Consider the following 17,014-nt stretch of genomic DNA (forward strand, 5'->3'; position numbering starts at 1 on the left):
TTAGAATGAGAAGTTAAGTCCGAATGTAAATGATCTCATCAAAGGGAATGAATCATAGTATTTCTGTTCAGGGTCCATGAACTCATTCATCGCCGAGATAGAAAATAAGTTAGTTGCATTCATAAATACCTGGGCACGAGTCAATCCTAATGGACGAAGAACAGCCATAGGCAAATCATATCCTACATTCAGGTTTTTTAAACGAACATAGGCTCCATTCCGCATCCAGAAATCAGTATTACCATAACCTGATTCATACTGGTTCTTACCGATTACACGGGGATAAATACCATCAGGATTCTCCGGACTCCAGCATTTATCACTTGTCCAGATAGGATAATACGGACGAGTGTTACCACCATACTGCGGTATGCCCTGGGTTGCCTCACATCCGACCAACCGGTCATAGTTGCCAACACCCTGAAAATGCATATCAATAGTAATACCCTTCCAACTGAAGCTACCACCGAAACCATAGTTAATACGGGGAGTCCCGTTTGTGGACAACAAGTTATACGCGTCATTTCCATCAATCTTTCCGTCCGGCCCCGGAGCATAACCATCACCACGGGTATCCTGGAACAAAAGACCGCCAAGATACGGATCGCGTCCATACTGCTTGAATCCTTTGGCAATCAATTCATCTACTTCCGCCTGATCGGTCAACAAATGATCGACTTTCAACCCCGTGATACGCCCGGCCGACATTCCGACCAAAGACAAATCTTTCAGGTTACCAGTCATATAAATCACCGATTCATCCAATACGTCCCAACGATCTTTCGAGTAACCGATATTCATATAAAGAGAATAATTTATTCCATGTTTAGCCTTATCTCTCCAACCCAGCGTCACTTCACCACCTCTCCATGAACGTTCAGCATAATTTTCAGGAGCCAACGATGCCCCATAAGTACTTGGCAAAGTAGATGTTCTTGAACCTAAAATATCGGTTTCCTTTCTGTAGAACCCATCAACTGTTCCACTCAATCGATTATTCAAAAAGGTAAAATCCAAACCACCATTGATAGTCGATGAAGTAGCCCAGGTCAAATTATAAGTCGGCATACTGCCTGTCTGTATACCGTTTGCCAATCCGTTTCCAAACATATAACTGCTACCGGAAGTATATCTTTCTATATACTGGAAATATCCAATCGACGCATTCGATGTATTCAAATCGTTACCGGTTGTACCATAAGAAGCACGTATTTTTAAGTCGTCAAGCCAATTAGAAGCGCTCTCCATAAAGGCTTCTTTACTGATACGCCATCCAAGTGAGGCCGAGGGGAAAAAGCCCCATCTGCTTTCTTTAGGAAACTTATTATTTCCATCATAACGGAATGAGAACTCTGCTATATACTTGGAATCATAATTATATGTAGCACGTCCGATCCACGACAAATGCGAACCTAAGTTCTCCGATTCATTTACTGAAACCGTCCGTCTTTCCGGATCGGTTGAAAACACGAACCATTGGTCATAAGCCGTCAGCGGATCATTCGCTGTTGCATAGATGGCTTCACCCTGACTTTGAGCCTGCTCAAAAGTGATCATTCCGCCTACTTCATGCTTACCGAACTTATTTTTATAATTCACCGTCCAGTCAAACTGTTCATTCCAGAATTGGCGGGAACCATAAGTCAGATTCTCATAATTGGAACCAAACGTGAAGATATTATATTTATTCAAATCCAGCGGTCCCGGAACAAAACGGTTATTAGGATCAGCCGATTGAAAATTGTAGGCCTTCTGATGAGTAAGATATTTCTTGCGGGCATAGTCATTGATTATGTAATTTCCGGTTACTTTGGTTGATAATCCGGGTAAAAGCTTGCTCAAATCGATGTTTAATGATAAAATACCATTTACATTACGTCTGCGGGTTTTGATATAACGATCACCCAATATCACATCTGCGACATTCCAACCTTTAAAATTACTGACATCCGGATAAATAGGATAATCAGTCTTTTCGTTTGCCGGAGTACCATCCAGATACGCATAAGACGGAACCGTCCTCAAACAATTAAACGTAGTTCTGTAAAAGTCGAATATATCCTCACTGTCATCACCACTACCAGACCAATTAAAGCGTCTGTCATCTTTCTGATAACCGGAAACATTCGCATTCAAGGATATATATTTACTCAGATTCACTGTCAGATTGGATCGAAATGAATATTTATTATTTTCCAGATTCTTATAAGATCCTTCTTCCCTGATAAAACTACCTAAAACATAGTATTTGACTTTTTCCGTACCACCTGTCGCACTAATAGAATGCTTTGTATTCCATGGATTTTGCCAGATCAGATCATTCACATTATAATCATGTGTCTTGGCATACTCCATCTCTTCATCGTTGTTAGGCCGGGCAAGTCCGTTAGCCTCAGCCACTAAATTTTGATACACCAACTCTTTGTAAGCGCTCATATCATCCGTGAACAGCTTGCGGGTAGGTCTGTTGAACGTATATGATCCCTGATATTCAAATTTAGGTTTCCCCATGCTATCCGCGCCCGACTTAGTCGTTACCAGGACAACGCCATTACCGGCTTTAGAACCATAAACAGAAGCTGTCGCAGCGTCCTTCAAGAAGCTCAACTGATCGATTTCGTTCGATTCAAGCGCATCGAATGCCGCCTTGTCCCGAATGATTCCATCGATAACAAATAACGGGTCACCGAATCCGCCACGCATACGGATTTCCGAACTTGCTCCCATGAAACCGGAACTACCGACAATTGTCAATCCCGGTGCACGCCCCGCCAAAGTATTAGATAAGTTGGTAGTCGAAATGCTAGATAACTCCTCTGTTTTTACATTTGTAATAGCACCGGTCATATTTATCTTTTTCTCTACACCATATCCGATAACGATTACCTCATCCAGTTTTTGGGTATCTTCATGCAATGTAATCTGATAAGAACTCTTACCATCCTCCACCTGTACTTTCCGTTCCAAATAACCGATATAAGAAACAAGCAAAGTCGCCCCGGCCGGAATCTCGCTCAAGATGAATTTACCTTCGGCATCCGTCACCGTTCCGACTCCTTTGTTTCCTTCAAGAGTAATGTTTGCACCGATAACCGGTGTCCCTTCCTCATCGACAATAACACCTGATATCTTCTTTTTATTCTGCTGAATTTCATTTACGATCAGCTGTTCTACTGTCCGAACATTCTTCTTTACATTATTATCTTTTAAAAACACACGGTTATTTACGATCTTATAAGAAATACCGGTATTCTTAAAAACCTCTTTGAGCACTTTTTCGATGTGTTCATTTTTAAAATTAACAAATACGTTGGAGATTTTCTTATTCAACAAGGCTTCGTCATAAGAAAATTCATATCCGGTTTGTTCACTGATACTCTGTATAACTGCACCGACCGTTGTGCTATTCAACGTCAGTTCCAGATTCACATACAAAGAATGCGCATCGCTTATCGCCATGGCGGGCGATGCAGAAGTCAAAAACATTGCTAATGTAGCAATAGAAACTTTTTTAATCATACATGTGATTTAATAATGTTAGTACTATTTTTTAGTTACATTTCTGTGTGTGTCAGTTTTTTCAATCATTTTCTCATAGGCATTACTTTTTAAATTGTTCGTATATGAAAACTTCGTTTTCTTCTATCTTATAATGTATTGGAGCCAGGTATTCCAATAATTTCAGGATATCAACCAACTCTTCATCATCATTAATCACACACCGGAATTTACGTTGTGCAAGAGCTGAAGACTCGATATTTATGTTTACATTAAATTTTACGGATAGTTTATTGACTATTTCACGCAGGGTCGCGTTTTCAAAGACAAACTGTCTCAGTCGCCAGGCTGTCAGAATATTCACATCGACAGTTTCTGTAGTATATTCATTCTTGTTTTGGTTATAAGTTACTTTTTCTCCGGGGGATACATCCAGCAGTTTATTACGGTTCGCATCCAGCAATTCTATTTCTCCGCTGACTAAAACAGCCTCTACTCTTTTATTTTCTACATCGGTCTTTACATCAAAAGAAGTACCTTTTACCTGGATATTCACATATCCGGTAAAGACATTAAATAGAGAAAATTGTTTCTGCTTTCTTTGAGACTTCAAAGAAAGCTTCTCCTTGCAAGGAGACCTGACGATTCTCGTCAGAGAAAGATTCCGGGTATTTCAATGTCGATCCACCCTTCAACCAAACGGACGTTCCGTCAGCAAGCACGACCTTTTTCACGTCTTGCCCGGGTTTGACCACAATACTTATATATTTTTCAGGCTTTAAATATTCATAGCCCCCATAAAAACAGGAAAACAATATCAAAAAGACGGCAGCATACTGCAACACGTTACGCATTAACTTAAAACGGTTGGAACGATTGATCTTCACATTCAGTTTTTCCAAAGCCTTTTCAATATGGTCCGAACTTTTATAATACATCATATTATAGGAAACACGAAGACGCACCACTTCAGATAATATCTTTTTATTATCCTGTGACAAGTTACTCCACTCCTCCATCTTCTGCATTTCATCGGAAGAGATATTTCCTGCCAGGTATTTTGCCAAAAGTCCGTAATCAAATTCCATTTTTCATCTTTTATACAAGCTAAACGTATGAGAGGTAAAAACTACGAAGCAATCATTCATTTTTTTTAATTTCACTGACGAAAAAAATAAAGAAGAGATAATATGTAGAAATCATTTTTAGATAAATGTGCCCTAAGATACTTAATCGCCAGGTAAATATGACTCTCTACCGTGCGCTGTGGGATTTGGAGACGCTCGGATACTTCCTTTGCCTTTAAGCCTTCAATATAAGTAAGAATAAATACCTCACGCCGCTGGGTTGGCAATTTTTCCAGTAAATTATGTAGTTGCTCGTAAAAATCTTTTGAATAAATTTCTTCCAGGACAGACGCATCTGAACGTAATAAGGCATTATACTCTTCCAGATATGCGCCCTCCATATGAAGATTATACTTGTCGGCTGACTGTGTTTTTCTATAATAATCAATACAGCGGGTATAAGCCGCCTGAAACAGATAAGAATGAAACCCTTCTCCGGCGTATAGCTTTTTTCGATTTTCCCAAACATGCAAGAAAACATCCTGAACGACATCTTCCGCCACTTCCTGTTCCACCATAGCTGCGACATACGCCATAACACGGGGATAGTAATGACGAAACAAGCTGTTGAAAGCCTCACGGTTCCCTTCTCTTAACTGACTTAATAAAGAAACATCAAACATAAATATATTCAATTTATAAAGAAAGCTCTAAGTTTGCAGTAGCGTGAAGCATACTGGATAATATATAACACTTCTACGTTTTTAGTACGCCTGACAAAGGTAATATCAAAATAAATAAAAATAAAGGTTGCATAAAAAATATTCAGAATCTGTTTTGAATTTATTGTCAGATTTCATTGTTGAAAGATTTGGACTATCAAAACGTGTATTTCATGCAACTCTTCTTTAACTCACATCTCTCCAAAATATCAATTTGATCTATTAAGTCACAATAATCTATCACAAAGTTTATCATATAGCCATTTTAGTATCTGATGTATTTGACAGATTGATTGAATCAGAAAAAGAATAATTACAATATTTAACACATTTACCATTAATATCAATTCCAAGATCTCGTTTTAAATAAATTTGAACTTCGTTTAAAACGAAATTATTTTCCTTTTAAACAAAATAGAGGTTCGTTTAAAAGGAATTTTTTGTTAATTGTAGTTGAATTTAGCCGTTTTTGGATGGTTTTATCACTTGAAATACATGTTTTTTAGCAGAATTATTTTCTGGAAGAGATAAAAACACACATACAATTCAAACAACACATTTACATGTATACAACTTTATTCACTCACTTTATCTATTTTATATCGATAAAACAAAGCAAAAAGGCACACCAAAATCATAAAAATCAAAATAAAGACACTTTCAATCCTCTTTAGAATCGAATAAAAAACAATATACCCAAGCCCCGACACATACAACCTGCTGACAACAGAGGTAAAATGACATTTTGATAAACAGAGTCAAGGATGACGGTAAAGACAATTGAATCCGGATATAAAGGATATTATACAAAAGATCATTTAACCTATTAAGAAAAGACGTATATTTGTCATAACAAAGAAAGATGATATGGAAAGAATTTCAGTTACTGATTTTGGGCCTATTCAACATGCGGAGATAGAGATAAAACCGTTCTGCATTTTGATTGGGCATACTTCAAGTGGGAAAAGCACGGTGGCGAAGCTGCTGGATTTATTTAATAGTCAGGAATTTTATTTCATTGAGCCGAAAGACAATCTCGTTCCTTTTATTTCTTTGCTGAAAAAATACGATATCGACTTTGATTTTAAAGAGCATACATGTATTGTGTATAAAAAAGGTGAATATACATGGACTATATCAAAAAAAGGGATAGAAACGGATTATCCTTTTACAGATATTGCCAATGAATGGTATCATGGGAATGTCCTATTTACAAAAAGCCATAGACCTTTTAGAGCACGAATAATCAAACTGCTGAATCTCTTAAATGAGGATATCCGTTTACCGGAGTTGCAGAATTTTGAACATATCGAACAATTTCCTGATGAAAAAATACGGGATAATCAATACATTCAATTCTATTCCCGATTAATGCATACTTATGTTTATAACGAAATCCCATCTGTTTATATTCCTGCAGAACGAATATTAATGTCAGTTCTTTCCAAAGCAATATTCAGTTTTTATGAAAAGGGAATAAATATCCCGGATTGCTTAAAAATATTTGCAAATAAGTATAGCTTGGCTAAAGACAATCAGGAACAGTACAAAATAAATTTTCTTAATTTGGAAGTGCATTTTGATAGTACTACCAATGATAAAATCAGACTGGAAAATGGAGAAGAGATTGAATTAACCCAGGCATCGAGCGGTTTGCAATCAATTATCCCATTATTGTCTGTTTTTGATCTTGGTTTAGATACAGATACCTGCACTATCATCGAAGAACCCGAACTCAATCTGTACACCCAGGTACAGAAGGACCTGACAGAATATCTTGTCAAACGAACAAAAGAGATGAAGGCGAAGTTATTCATTACCACCCATAGTCCTTATATATTAAGTACTGTCCAAAATCTTTTGCAAGCCGGCAACGTTGCCGCAGAAAGTCCGGAAAAAGCAGAACAGGTTGCTAAACTCGTCAGTCCTGATAAATGGATCGATTACAAGGACCTGACTTGTCAGTTCTTTTCCAGCAACGGTACAAGCTACAATATTCTGGATGATGAATACCACACAATAGGTATTAATCAGATGGATGATGTTTCTGCCGAATTATCCGAAATTTACGATTCGCTTTTAGATATAAAATACAATGAGTAGCTGTAAATGTTTTAACCAAGAAGTAACTGGAAGAAGTTTAATAGAACGCCTCCCGGCAAGTACATGCCAATGCACATCAAAAGCACGTTTGATGGTTGAAGAGAATGGGCGCAAGTTTGTTTTGATTGTTTCAGACTGGAAGAATGTCGAAAAGATTAAAGTCGATGGTGCCCTTATCTGCAATCAGGAAAAAGAGAAATGCGATTATTTTTTCTTTTATTATCCTTCGGGAAAAACGAAAAATGATCGTCATGCTTATTTTGTGGAGCTGAAAGGTAAGAATATCGGTAAGGCGATGAGCCAGATCATTTCAACGATTCAATGCTTTATGCAAGAAGGGTTGCTCAAGAATATTTCTTTGCAAAAGGCGTTTATTGTCAGTTCGCGTTTTCCTCAAAAAGACCGGACAACCGAAAAATTGCAGGAAGATTTAAGAAAGAAATATAAATGTCCGCTTGTCATTAAGAACAATATGGTAGAATATCGACCATAACGACCTGTCTATGCATACCTACTTTCTTATCCTGATTATATTTTCTTAAATATATTCGATACCTTTGTCCCCAAACGAATAAAAAAGCAAAGAATATGAATTATTACGAACTGAAATTCACCTATGAATCGCCTATCGAGGCAACAATCATCAGTGATGTACTGGCGTCCGAACTGGGCGAAATCGGTTTCGAGAGTTTTACCGAAGACGAAGACGGCTTGCTGGCCTATGTATCCGACCAATTATATAATGTAAAAGCATTACAGGATAAACTGAATGAATTTCCGCTGGAAAACGTAACCATCCGATACACCGAACAACTGGTGGAAAGCAAGGACTGGAACGAAGAATGGGAAAAAAACTATTTCAAGCCCATCCGTATCGGTAACGACTGCATCATCCGCGCTTCTTTCCACGAACCGGAACCGGGTTATACATATAATATTATAATAGACCCGAAAATGGCTTTCGGTACAGGCAATCACGAAACGACTTACCTGATGATCAGCGAAATGCTGAAACTCGACCTGGAAGGCAAAGACCTGCTGGATATGGGATGCGGAACAGCCGTACTGGCCATCCTGGCAAAAATGAAACACGCCAATAAAGTAGTCGGAATCGACATCGACGAATGGGCTTACAACAACGCGCTGGAAAATACCCGGTTGAACCATACGGAAGATATACAGATTGCCTTGGGCGGTGCCGAACAAATCCCCGCATTCGGTACATTCGATATTGTATTCGCCAATATCAACCGCAACATCCTGCTGAACGATATTAACCGGTATGTCGGCTGTATGAAACCGGGAGCTACCCTTTTCATGAGCGGATTCTACACTGAAGACATTTCCGCCATCCAGGCAGAGTGCGAACGCAACGGATTGAAATTCATTTCCCACGCAGAAAAAAACAATTGGGTTGCTGTTGAGACACAGAAGCCATAACTTTATTTAACAGTAAAAGTTAACACAGAAGTAAACTATCATTCGAATAAAAGCGTTATTTTAGTAAACACATTTAAATATAAGAGTTATGAAAAATGTAGATTCTAAATTATTGCTAGGTTTGGTAGTTGGAGCAGCAGTTGGTGCAGCAGTCGGATATCTGGCAGCTACCGATAAGAGAGAACAGTTACTGGAAGAATTGAACGGTGTAGTTGGAAAAGTAAAAGAAGGCTTTAATTCCGCTCTCGCCAAGTACAAAGAAGGTAAAACTGAAGTTGTAAAAGCTACCGAAGAAATCGTAGCTGAATAATTATTTATGGAAAAAGATTCAGGAAAAATCTTTCGTGAGCTGAAAGATGATGTTTCAACTTACGTAGAATTAAAGCTTGAACTTTTAAAGTTAAGCACATACGAAAGAAGCGGCCAACTGATCGCAACTCTTTCGTATGGCTTAATTTTACTCTTTCTCGCTTTTTTGGCTATACTGTTCATATTTTTGGCCCTAGGACTCTTTCTAGGAGATGCCTTCAATTCGATGGGAGCCGGCTTTGCTGTAGTGGCAGGGTTATATTTTCTTCTCATTGGGCTCGTAGTTTTAAACAAAAATACAATCTGCCGGATGATCATAAACATTGTACTGGCAGCATTAAACGATAACGATGATAATGACGATGCAACAGATCAACAACAATCCGCAAACTCCGCTGGAGAAACTGATTTCTGACAAAAGACGCATCAAGCGCCAATGTATTATTCAGAAACAAAAGCTAAATGATGATTTTTCATATATACAAGAACATGCAGGGAGCTTGTTGCTCTCTGGTGTAACATCTTTATTATTTCCCAATTCCAAATCTGAAAAAAAAGAATCTATCCCCACTGTTTCTACCAGCGAAACGCCATTATCGTCTATTGGAATTTCCGACTATCTACACATCGCTCAGGGCATTTTCCCATTGGTATGGGATGTTGCACGTCCTTTGCTGTTTACTTGGGGAATACGAAAGGCTCAGAGCTGGTTTACAGGCTTGTTGTTCAAGAAAAAGAAATAGCCGTGAACAATTAATTTATGTTAGAGGACATATTTTTCTCTCCATAATAAATGTAAAATAGAAAAAACATGACTACATTTGCAGTCGTTAAAAACAAGGATAAATAATGAAACATAGTATTTTTCTTTTGATCGCATTCACAGGAATGTTTCTAATGTTGGCTTCATGCGCAACTCCTTGTGGCTGTTAAATGGATTTTATGTAATATTTTTAATAAACCCATAAAAGTTTTATTACAATGATTAAAGTAGGTATTAACGGTTTCGGCCGTATCGGACGTATGGTGTTCCGCGCTGCAGTTAAAAACTTCGGCAATGATATTCAGATTGTAGGTATCAACGACTTGTTGGATGCTGATTACTTGGCATACATGCTGAAATATGACTCAGTACACGGTCGTTTCGATGGTACAGTTGCTGTAGAAGGTAACAACCTGGTTGTAAACGGTAACAAAATCCGTTTGACTGCAGAAATGGATCCTGCTAACCTGAAATGGGACGAAGTTGGTGCTGAAGTTGTAGTTGAATCTACAGGTTTCTTCCTGACAGACGAAACTGCTCGCAAACATATCCAGGCTGGTGCTAAGAAAGTTATCATGTCTGCTCCTTCTAAGGACGCTACTCCTATGTTCGTTTATGGTGTTAACCACACAACTTACGCAGGACAGGACATCATCTCTAACGCTTCTTGTACTACTAACTGCTTGGCTCCTATCGCTAAAGTATTGAACGACAAGTTCGGTATCGTTAAAGGTTTGATGACTACAGTTCACGCTGCTACTGCAACTCAGAAAACAGTAGACGGTCCTTCTAAGAAAGACTGGAGAGGTGGCCGTGGTATCCTTGAAAATATCATCCCTTCTTCTACAGGTGCTGCTAAGGCTGTAGGTAAAGTTCTGCCGGTATTGAACGGTAAACTGACTGGTATGGCTTTCCGCGTTCCGACTTCTGACGTTTCTGTTGTTGACCTGACAGTAGTTCTGGAAAAGGCTGCTACAATGGACGACATCAAAGCTGCTATGAAAGAAGCTTCTGAAGGCGAATTGAAAGGTGTACTGGGTTACACAGAAGATGCAGTTGTTTCAACTGACTTCCGTGGTTGCTCTAACACTTCTATCTTCGACGCTAAAGCTGGCATCTCTTTGGATGACAACTTCGCTAAGATCGTTTCTTGGTATGACAACGAATGGGGTTATTCAAACAAAGTTTGTGAAATGGCTCGCGTTATCGCTGGTAAGTAATCAAATACAAATCAGTATATGGAAGCCGTCCTCCGCAAAGGGGACGGCTTTTTTTTATTATCTTTGCACTAATGCGAAGACAGGCTGCATCTCGGCATAAAAAATGAACGAGTTCATTTTATTCTGCACTCAGTTTGCACTATCTTTGCTCCATAATGAGAACATATCAACTTATAACGATACTAGGCCCGACCGCTTCCGGCAAAACGCCTTTTGCCGCAGCGCTGGCCGACCGGCTGGATACGGAGATCATCAGTGCCGATTCACGCCAGATTTACCGTGGCATGGATATCGGTACCGGGAAAGACCTGGCCGATTATACAGTAAACGGTAAAGCAATCCCCTATCATCTGATCAATATCTGCGATCCGGGATATAAATATAATGTATTCGAATATCAGCACGACTTCTTCCGTGCTTACCAGGCCGTACAGGAAAAAGGCAAGCTCCCTATCCTTTGCGGTGGAACCGGCATGTATATCGAAGCGGTATTGAAAGGATACAAGCTGTTGGATGTTCCCCAAAATCCGGAGTTAAGGGAATCTTTGCAAGGCAAGTCGCTGGAAGAACTGGAAAAAATACTGGCCGGTTACAAAGTATTGCATAACAAGACAGACGTAGATTCCGCACAAAGGGCAATACGAGCCATCGAGATTGAAGAATATTATAAAACCGAGGCCCCCGATGCAAACGAATATGATCCGATCAACAGCCTGATCATTGGCATAAACATCGATCGGGAACTAAGGCGCGAAAAAATATCCAGACGTCTGCGTGCCCGTCTGGAGGAAGGCATGGTAGACGAGGTAAAAGGCATCATTGCCTCCGGCGTCAAACCGGAAGACCTCATTTATTACGGATTGGAGTATAAATATCTCACACTATACATCATTGGTGAACTTTCTTACGAAGAAATGGTTTCCCAATTAGAGATAGCCATCCACCAGTTTGCCAAACGTCAGATGACCTGGTTCCGCGGAATGGAACGCCGGGGTTGCACGATCCATTGGATAGATGCCACGTTACCGACAGAGGAAAAGATCAGGCAAACATTGGAGTTGTTGGAACAAAACAATATATAACAATTATGATAACAGTTAACGATTTTAAGAATAAAGATAATTTCTTCCTGATGGCGGGTCCTTGTGTGATCGAAGGGGAAGACATGGCGCTACGTATCGCCGAAAAGGTTATCGGCATCACCGAGAAGCTGAATATTCCATATATCTTCAAAGGCTCATACCGCAAGGCAAACCGCTCCCGTCTCGATTCATTTACCGGGATCGGCGATGAGAAAGCCTTAAAGATTTTACGCAAAGTAAGCGAAACATTCAACGTCCCGACCGTTACGGATATACACGAAACCCATGAAGCCGCCATGGCTGCCGAATATGTAGATGTCCTGCAAATCCCGGCTTTCCTTTGCCGTCAAACGGACCTGCTTGTCGCCGCCGCACAAACCGGAAAGATCGTCAACATCAAGAAAGGACAGTTCCTTTCTCCCGGAGCCATGCAATTCGCCGTACAAAAGGTTGCCGATGCAGGGAATGACAACGTCATGATCACCGAGCGGGGAACTACATTCGGTTATACAGACCTGGTTGTCGATTACCGGGGCATCCCGCAAATGCAGGATTTCGGCTATCCGGTCATCATGGATGTAACCCACTCATTACAACAGCCCAACCAGACATCCGGCGTAACAGGCGGTCTGCCGGCATTGATAGAAACAATAGCCAAAGCCGCTATTGCCGTCGGCACCGACGGTCTCTTCATCGAAACCCATCCGGAACCTTCCAAAGCGAAATCCGACGGAGCCAATATGCTACAATTAGATTTGCTCGAAGGCTTACTGACACGTTTAGTCCGCATCCGTGAAGCAATCAAATAAATGTCATGACTTTTAAAAACAAAAGAAGGGACCTTCGCAAATGAAAGTCCCTTCTTTTGTTTTCAAAAGTCATATCTTCGTTATCCCATCTTACTTATCTTTCTCAGCTTATCCTCATCTATCAACTTGATCTTTCTACCGTCGATAGCAATGATACGCTCAGTTACAAATGTCGATAAGGTACGGATAGCATTGGAAGTAGTCATATTCGACAAGTTTGCCAAATCTTCACGAGACAGGTAAATACTCAATGTAGCCCCGTCTTCTTCCAGACCGTAACTATCTTTCAGGAATAATAAAGATTCCGCCAGACGACCCCGGATATGTTTCTGGGTAAGATTAACGGTACGTTCATCCGCCACTCCCAAATCAAACGATAACTGACGAATAAAAAACATTGCCAGATTTGGATTACCCATCAGCAAGTCCGTCACTATTGTCATCGGTATCAAACAAACAACAGATGCTTCAAACGCCGAGGCATTTGTCAGGTAATTTTCCTGAGCGAAATTAGCACGGTAACCAAAATACTGCACGGGTTTGATCATGCGGATGATTTGGCTGCGACCGCCGACACCTTCCTTAAAAATCTTTACCTTACCTCTCAGCAAACACATCATGTCCCTTGGTTCGTCGCCCTCGCAATAGATCAACTCGTTACGTTTGAAATGCTGGATCGTCGAATTATTACGGAGAACTTCCCGCTCTTTGTCGGTCAGTACTCTCCATACTTCTGCTAAACTGGCCGATAGATCGACCTCTTCTTTTTGTTGCTTAACCACGACTGTTTTATAACATACTTATGAAGCACAAATGTACAACTTTTCTTTTGAAATAATAAAATGTTTAATACGATAAATTGTATTTATAATTACATTTTACTTTCTTTTACTACTAATTTGAATTTTATTCGTTACGTTTGTAGCAAAAGGGGTGATATTTTGTTGAAAAGGTACGTTTTGATATTTGCTCTGATTTTATTGACTATAAATGCTGCCGCCAAACAGGAAAGCACTTATAGAAGTAAAGTGTTGCCTGATTTAAAAGAAAAAACAGAATCGTCCGTAAAGGCCGATTCCATTATGAAAGAGGTAATTAAAAACGCCGAAAAATACCAGCATGTCCTTTCAAAGTACGAAGCGGAAATATATATAAAAGGGCGTACGGAAATACTGAAACAGAACTTTCTGATACGTTTCGCACATCATCTCTTCCCGGTCGACAGGAAAAACAAGGACATGATCTTCGAAATGGTAAGTGAGTCGAAATTCAATGCTCCCAACAATTTCCTGCACAACTTCCAGGCCGTAAACGGAAATAGTATCCCCAACAACAAGAAACAGCAGGAAGCATTGAGTTTTCTGAACCTCAATGTCTATTCTTCTACCATATATAATGAAGGTATCATCACTCCTATGACCAACCAGGCTTCCAAATTCTATACATTCGACCTGGAAAGTGTCAGTGACACCAGCGGGCTCAGGATCTATAAGATACGGTTCATGCCCAAATTATGGAGCCAGAAGCTAATCTGCGGCGACCTGTATATCCGCGACCAATCCTGGATCATCGACAAGATAGATGTGAACGGACGTTTCGATTTTGCCGAATTCAACCTGATCATGACTTTCGGACGCGATTACCGCCGCTTTATCCTTCCGGATAAAGCCAGCCTGTATCTGCGCTACCATGTCCTGGGAAATGCCATTGCCACCAGCTACCATTCTTCTTTCAAATACAAAGCGGTGGAATGGGTGGAAGAAGATAACGAAACGCAAAGAAAAAGATCACTGGACCTGACCGGATATTATAAATTATCCTCAGATACGGTTCCCATCATTTCAGACACGACATTCTGGAACAAAAAACGCGATATTCCTTTGACAAAGGAAGAAGAGAAGTTATATCATGTCGCCAACAATACGAATGAACAGAAAATAGATTCTGCGAATATCACCAAATACCTGAAACTGACAGAAAAGTTCACGAATACCATCAGCATGGACTACAAAACAACCCGCCTCAAATATTCGGGAATATTCAACCCGTTCCAACTGGGATATTCAGGGCATAACGGAATAACGTACAGGCAACGTCTGCGCATCAGCAAAACTTTCGACAAAGACCGCCAGCTCCGTTTCCGTCCGGACGTCGGTTTTGTATTTAAGCGGAAAGAAATCTTTTTCACCGTGTCCGGAGACTGGGAATATCTGCCGGAGAAAAAAGGCATATTGAGCCTCTCGATCGGTAATGGTAACCAGAGTTATTCTTCAGCCATTATGAAAGAGATAAACGAGCAGTTGAAAGACTCTACATTTAATTTCGATGACCTAAATCTGGAATATTTCAAACACTACTATGCTGAAATACGCAACAACATCGAACTGTTCAACGGATTCCAACTATGGACCGGCGTTTCCTACCACCGCCGGATACCGGTAAAAAAGAAAAGTGATATTTCAAACCCCGGAGAAGGGATAGAAGAAATCATCAATGATAACTATCATGACTTTACTCCCGTCGTCGGCTTTTCCTATACGCCACGCCAGTATTACTGGATGGACGGATATCGCAAAGAATATCTGTATTCCTACTATCCGACCATTTCAGTCGAATTTGCCCGTGCAATCCCCGGAGTAGGTAAAAGTTCCGGTGATTACGGACGAATCGAAGCGGATATTCACCAAAGCATTGCACTCGGTTTGTCCAGAAAACTCAATTATCACATCAGCGGAGGCATTTACCTGAATCCCAAATCTATTTACTTTGCCGATTTCCGTTATTTCTCACGCCGCCAGTTCCCTGAATCGTGGGGAGATGAATTCGGAGGAGTATTCAACCAGCTAAGGAGTTTCTGGTTCAATGCATCCGACAAATATGTGCAAGGACATATTATGTACGAAAGTCCCTTCATCCTGTCACAACTTTTCAAGAAGAAAACATCTAAGTACATTCTGTCTGAACGCTTTTATTTCAGTCAACTGTGGACACCCGTTTTGCCGAGTTACACAGAGGTAGGATATGGTTTCGGTAACCATATTTTCAACGTTGCTGCCTTTGCCGGATTCGATAGATGGAAATACCAGAATATCGGCCTCAAGTTTGCCTTCGAACTATTTTAATAGGACATTTGTGGGCGAACGATCATTATACCGCTGTTACGCTTGATACTTTCCACATATTCCTGTAAAGGAGCTTCGTTGACTATCACTTTCTTTTGCGTAGTAGAGGCATGGATAAAGGTCAGTTTATCCCCTACCCGGCAAACGACACCGACATGAGATATATCCAGACCTTTGATTGTTGTGACAAAACAAACGATATCTCCGTCTTTTATGCCTGTTGCGTTCCGGTTTATCTCGGTTTCCGGTATATAATAATAAGGACGAGCGTTGATCTCTTTCTCTTTCGCGGCAATCCGGGCTGTCAATTCCGGATTTTCTTTCAATGGCTTATAACTATCGGGATGCGTCGACATAAAAGAGACATTCACCGGCAAGGAGACGCCTCCGGCCACTGAAGTAACATCCTCCACTATTCCTTTGCGCTGGTTCTCGAAAATCCAGTCGGTGGTATAATGCAAGCGATCGGTATAGTCATGAATCTCTCCATTCCGGTAACGAAGTGCCTGTAAATTCTTACAAAAGGTTTCAAACGAAGGGTTCTCACTTTGGATTGTCCGTGTCAGGACAACTACATTCTCCACCAATGTCATGCAATCCATCTCACGCAGGTTGACAACCAACCTTTCCGGCTCCATCTCTAATGTTGCAGCCACATAAGGAGTGCCTAAAAAGAAACGCGCCGTTTTAACCATCAATTCACCGGTGGGCAAAGATTTATTTGCTTTCATCTCTGAAACATACCGGTCAAAGACAACCCGGTCAGCCTCTGTATAAGAAACCTTATCCGCCGCTTGCCCACAGAAACAAATTAAACAGGCTAAGAATGTCAAGAAAATCGTTTTCATAAATTCAATATTTATCAGATTTGAATATTAC

The 17,014-nt window shown here is 40.3% G+C and carries 16 protein-coding genes; 10 read left to right on the top strand and 6 right to left on the bottom strand.

Translation table 11 applies throughout. From position 1 onward, the window contains the following. The 4 genes from C825_RS19805 to C825_RS19820 form a co-directional block, all read right to left on the bottom strand. On the bottom strand, positions 1-3,519 hold the full coding sequence (locus tag C825_RS19805) for a TonB-dependent receptor (protein ID WP_010799860.1): 3,519 nt from the start codon (positions 3,517-3,519) through the stop codon (positions 1-3). A gap of 82 nt (positions 3,520-3,601) precedes the next feature. Then, on the bottom strand, positions 3,602-4,111 hold the full coding sequence (locus C825_RS19810; RefSeq protein WP_154278286.1) for a FecR family protein: 510 nt from the start codon (positions 4,109-4,111) through the stop codon (positions 3,602-3,604). Then, positions 4,071-4,586, bottom strand: a complete 516-nt coding sequence (locus C825_RS19815) for a FecR domain-containing protein (protein ID WP_010799861.1) — start codon at positions 4,584-4,586, stop codon at positions 4,071-4,073. Before C825_RS19815 ends, C825_RS19810 begins: the two co-directional genes overlap by 41 nt. 71 nt (positions 4,587-4,657) lie before the next feature. Then, complete coding sequence (locus C825_RS19820) at positions 4,658-5,248, bottom strand: RNA polymerase sigma-70 factor (RefSeq protein WP_010799862.1); 591 nt, start codon at positions 5,246-5,248, stop codon at positions 4,658-4,660. 906 nt (positions 5,249-6,154) lie between these two features. Here C825_RS19820 and C825_RS19825 point away from each other — a divergent pair. The 9 genes from C825_RS19825 to kdsA all read left to right on the top strand — a co-directional run bounded on the left by C825_RS19825 (position 6,155) and on the right by kdsA (position 13,013). Then, entirely contained in the window at positions 6,155-7,390 is a 1,236-nt protein-coding gene (locus C825_RS19825; RefSeq protein ID WP_010799863.1) for an ATP-binding protein, read from the top strand. Between the two features lie 91 nt (positions 7,391-7,481). Continuing rightward, on the top strand, positions 7,482-7,883 hold the full coding sequence (locus C825_RS19830) for a hypothetical protein (RefSeq protein WP_052334409.1): 402 nt from the start codon (positions 7,482-7,484) through the stop codon (positions 7,881-7,883). 95 nt (positions 7,884-7,978) lie between these two features. Further along, on the top strand, positions 7,979-8,830 hold the full coding sequence (gene prmA, locus C825_RS19835; RefSeq protein ID WP_010799865.1) for a 50S ribosomal protein L11 methyltransferase: 852 nt from the start codon (positions 7,979-7,981) through the stop codon (positions 8,828-8,830). Between the two features lie 88 nt (positions 8,831-8,918). Beyond that, positions 8,919-9,140, top strand: coding sequence for a YtxH domain-containing protein (locus C825_RS19840; RefSeq protein WP_007652933.1), 222 nt, complete (start codon positions 8,919-8,921; stop codon positions 9,138-9,140). A gap of 6 nt (positions 9,141-9,146) precedes the next feature. After that, entirely contained in the window at positions 9,147-9,554 is a 408-nt protein-coding gene (locus tag C825_RS19845; RefSeq protein ID WP_007652931.1) for a phage holin family protein, read from the top strand. Further along, positions 9,502-9,882: a hypothetical protein gene (locus C825_RS19850; protein ID WP_228100148.1), complete on the top strand. Its 381-nt coding sequence runs from the start codon at positions 9,502-9,504 to the stop codon at positions 9,880-9,882. Before C825_RS19845 ends, C825_RS19850 begins: the two co-directional genes overlap by 53 nt. A 238-nt stretch (positions 9,883-10,120) precedes the next feature. Then, positions 10,121-11,122 (top strand): type I glyceraldehyde-3-phosphate dehydrogenase, encoded by a 1,002-nt coding sequence (gene gap / locus C825_RS19855; protein WP_007652928.1) that lies wholly within the window; start codon positions 10,121-10,123, stop codon positions 11,120-11,122. A 155-nt stretch (positions 11,123-11,277) separates the two neighbouring features. After that, positions 11,278-12,204, top strand: a complete 927-nt coding sequence (gene miaA, locus C825_RS19860) for a tRNA (adenosine(37)-N6)-dimethylallyltransferase MiaA (protein WP_010799866.1) — start codon at positions 11,278-11,280, stop codon at positions 12,202-12,204. Between the two features lie 5 nt (positions 12,205-12,209). Next, complete coding sequence (gene kdsA, locus C825_RS19865) at positions 12,210-13,013, top strand: 3-deoxy-8-phosphooctulonate synthase (RefSeq protein ID WP_007652920.1); 804 nt, start codon at positions 12,210-12,212, stop codon at positions 13,011-13,013. A gap of 80 nt (positions 13,014-13,093) precedes the next feature. Here kdsA and C825_RS19870 read toward each other — a convergent pair whose 3' ends face one another. Beyond that, positions 13,094-13,732 carry a Crp/Fnr family transcriptional regulator gene (locus C825_RS19870; RefSeq protein ID WP_154278289.1) on the bottom strand — a complete coding sequence of 213 codons (639 nt, stop codon included), beginning with the start codon at positions 13,730-13,732 and terminating at the stop codon, positions 13,094-13,096. A 240-nt stretch (positions 13,733-13,972) separates the two neighbouring features. On the opposite strand from C825_RS19870, the gene C825_RS19875 reads away from it, so the two are divergent. Continuing rightward, positions 13,973-16,135: a DUF5686 family protein gene (locus C825_RS19875; RefSeq protein ID WP_493351720.1), complete on the top strand. Its 2,163-nt coding sequence runs from the start codon at positions 13,973-13,975 to the stop codon at positions 16,133-16,135. On the opposite strand, the gene C825_RS19880 is transcribed toward C825_RS19875, so the two are convergent. After that, on the bottom strand, positions 16,132-16,983 hold the full coding sequence (locus C825_RS19880) for an N-acetylmuramoyl-L-alanine amidase-like domain-containing protein (RefSeq protein WP_010799867.1): 852 nt from the start codon (positions 16,981-16,983) through the stop codon (positions 16,132-16,134). The genes C825_RS19875 and C825_RS19880 overlap by 4 nt on opposite strands. Positions 16,984-17,014: the final 31 nt, after the last annotated feature.

This window comes from Parabacteroides sp. ASF519, from assembly GCF_000364265.2.
GTDB classification, from domain to species: domain Bacteria; phylum Bacteroidota; class Bacteroidia; order Bacteroidales; family Tannerellaceae; genus Parabacteroides; species Parabacteroides goldsteinii.

What these genes read in the sequence shown, in the direction of transcription:
- C825_RS19820 (WP_010799862.1), bottom strand. Translation starts at nt 5,248, where the DNA reads ATGTTTGATGTTTCTTTATTAAGTCAGTTAAGAGAAGGGAACCGTGAG.
- C825_RS19825 (WP_010799863.1), top strand. Translation starts at nt 6,155, where the DNA reads ATGGAAAGAATTTCAGTTACTGATTTTGGGCCTATTCAACATGCGGAG.
- C825_RS19805 (WP_010799860.1), bottom strand. Translation starts at nt 3,519, where the DNA reads ATGATTAAAAAAGTTTCTATTGCTACATTAGCAATGTTTTTGACTTCT.
- C825_RS19880 (WP_010799867.1), bottom strand. Translation starts at nt 16,983, where the DNA reads ATGAAAACGATTTTCTTGACATTCTTAGCCTGTTTAATTTGTTTCTGT.
- C825_RS19845 (WP_007652931.1), top strand. Translation starts at nt 9,147, where the DNA reads ATGGAAAAAGATTCAGGAAAAATCTTTCGTGAGCTGAAAGATGATGTT.
- C825_RS19850 (WP_228100148.1), top strand. Translation starts at nt 9,502, where the DNA reads ATGCAACAGATCAACAACAATCCGCAAACTCCGCTGGAGAAACTGATT.
- miaA (WP_010799866.1), top strand. Translation starts at nt 11,278, where the DNA reads ATGAGAACATATCAACTTATAACGATACTAGGCCCGACCGCTTCCGGC.
- prmA (WP_010799865.1), top strand. Translation starts at nt 7,979, where the DNA reads ATGAATTATTACGAACTGAAATTCACCTATGAATCGCCTATCGAGGCA.
- C825_RS19840 (WP_007652933.1), top strand. Translation starts at nt 8,919, where the DNA reads ATGAAAAATGTAGATTCTAAATTATTGCTAGGTTTGGTAGTTGGAGCA.
- C825_RS19815 (WP_010799861.1), bottom strand. Translation starts at nt 4,586, where the DNA reads ATGGAATTTGATTACGGACTTTTGGCAAAATACCTGGCAGGAAATATC.
- C825_RS19830 (WP_052334409.1), top strand. Translation starts at nt 7,482, where the DNA reads ATGGTTGAAGAGAATGGGCGCAAGTTTGTTTTGATTGTTTCAGACTGG.
- gap (WP_007652928.1), top strand. Translation starts at nt 10,121, where the DNA reads ATGATTAAAGTAGGTATTAACGGTTTCGGCCGTATCGGACGTATGGTG.
- kdsA (WP_007652920.1), top strand. Translation starts at nt 12,210, where the DNA reads ATGATAACAGTTAACGATTTTAAGAATAAAGATAATTTCTTCCTGATG.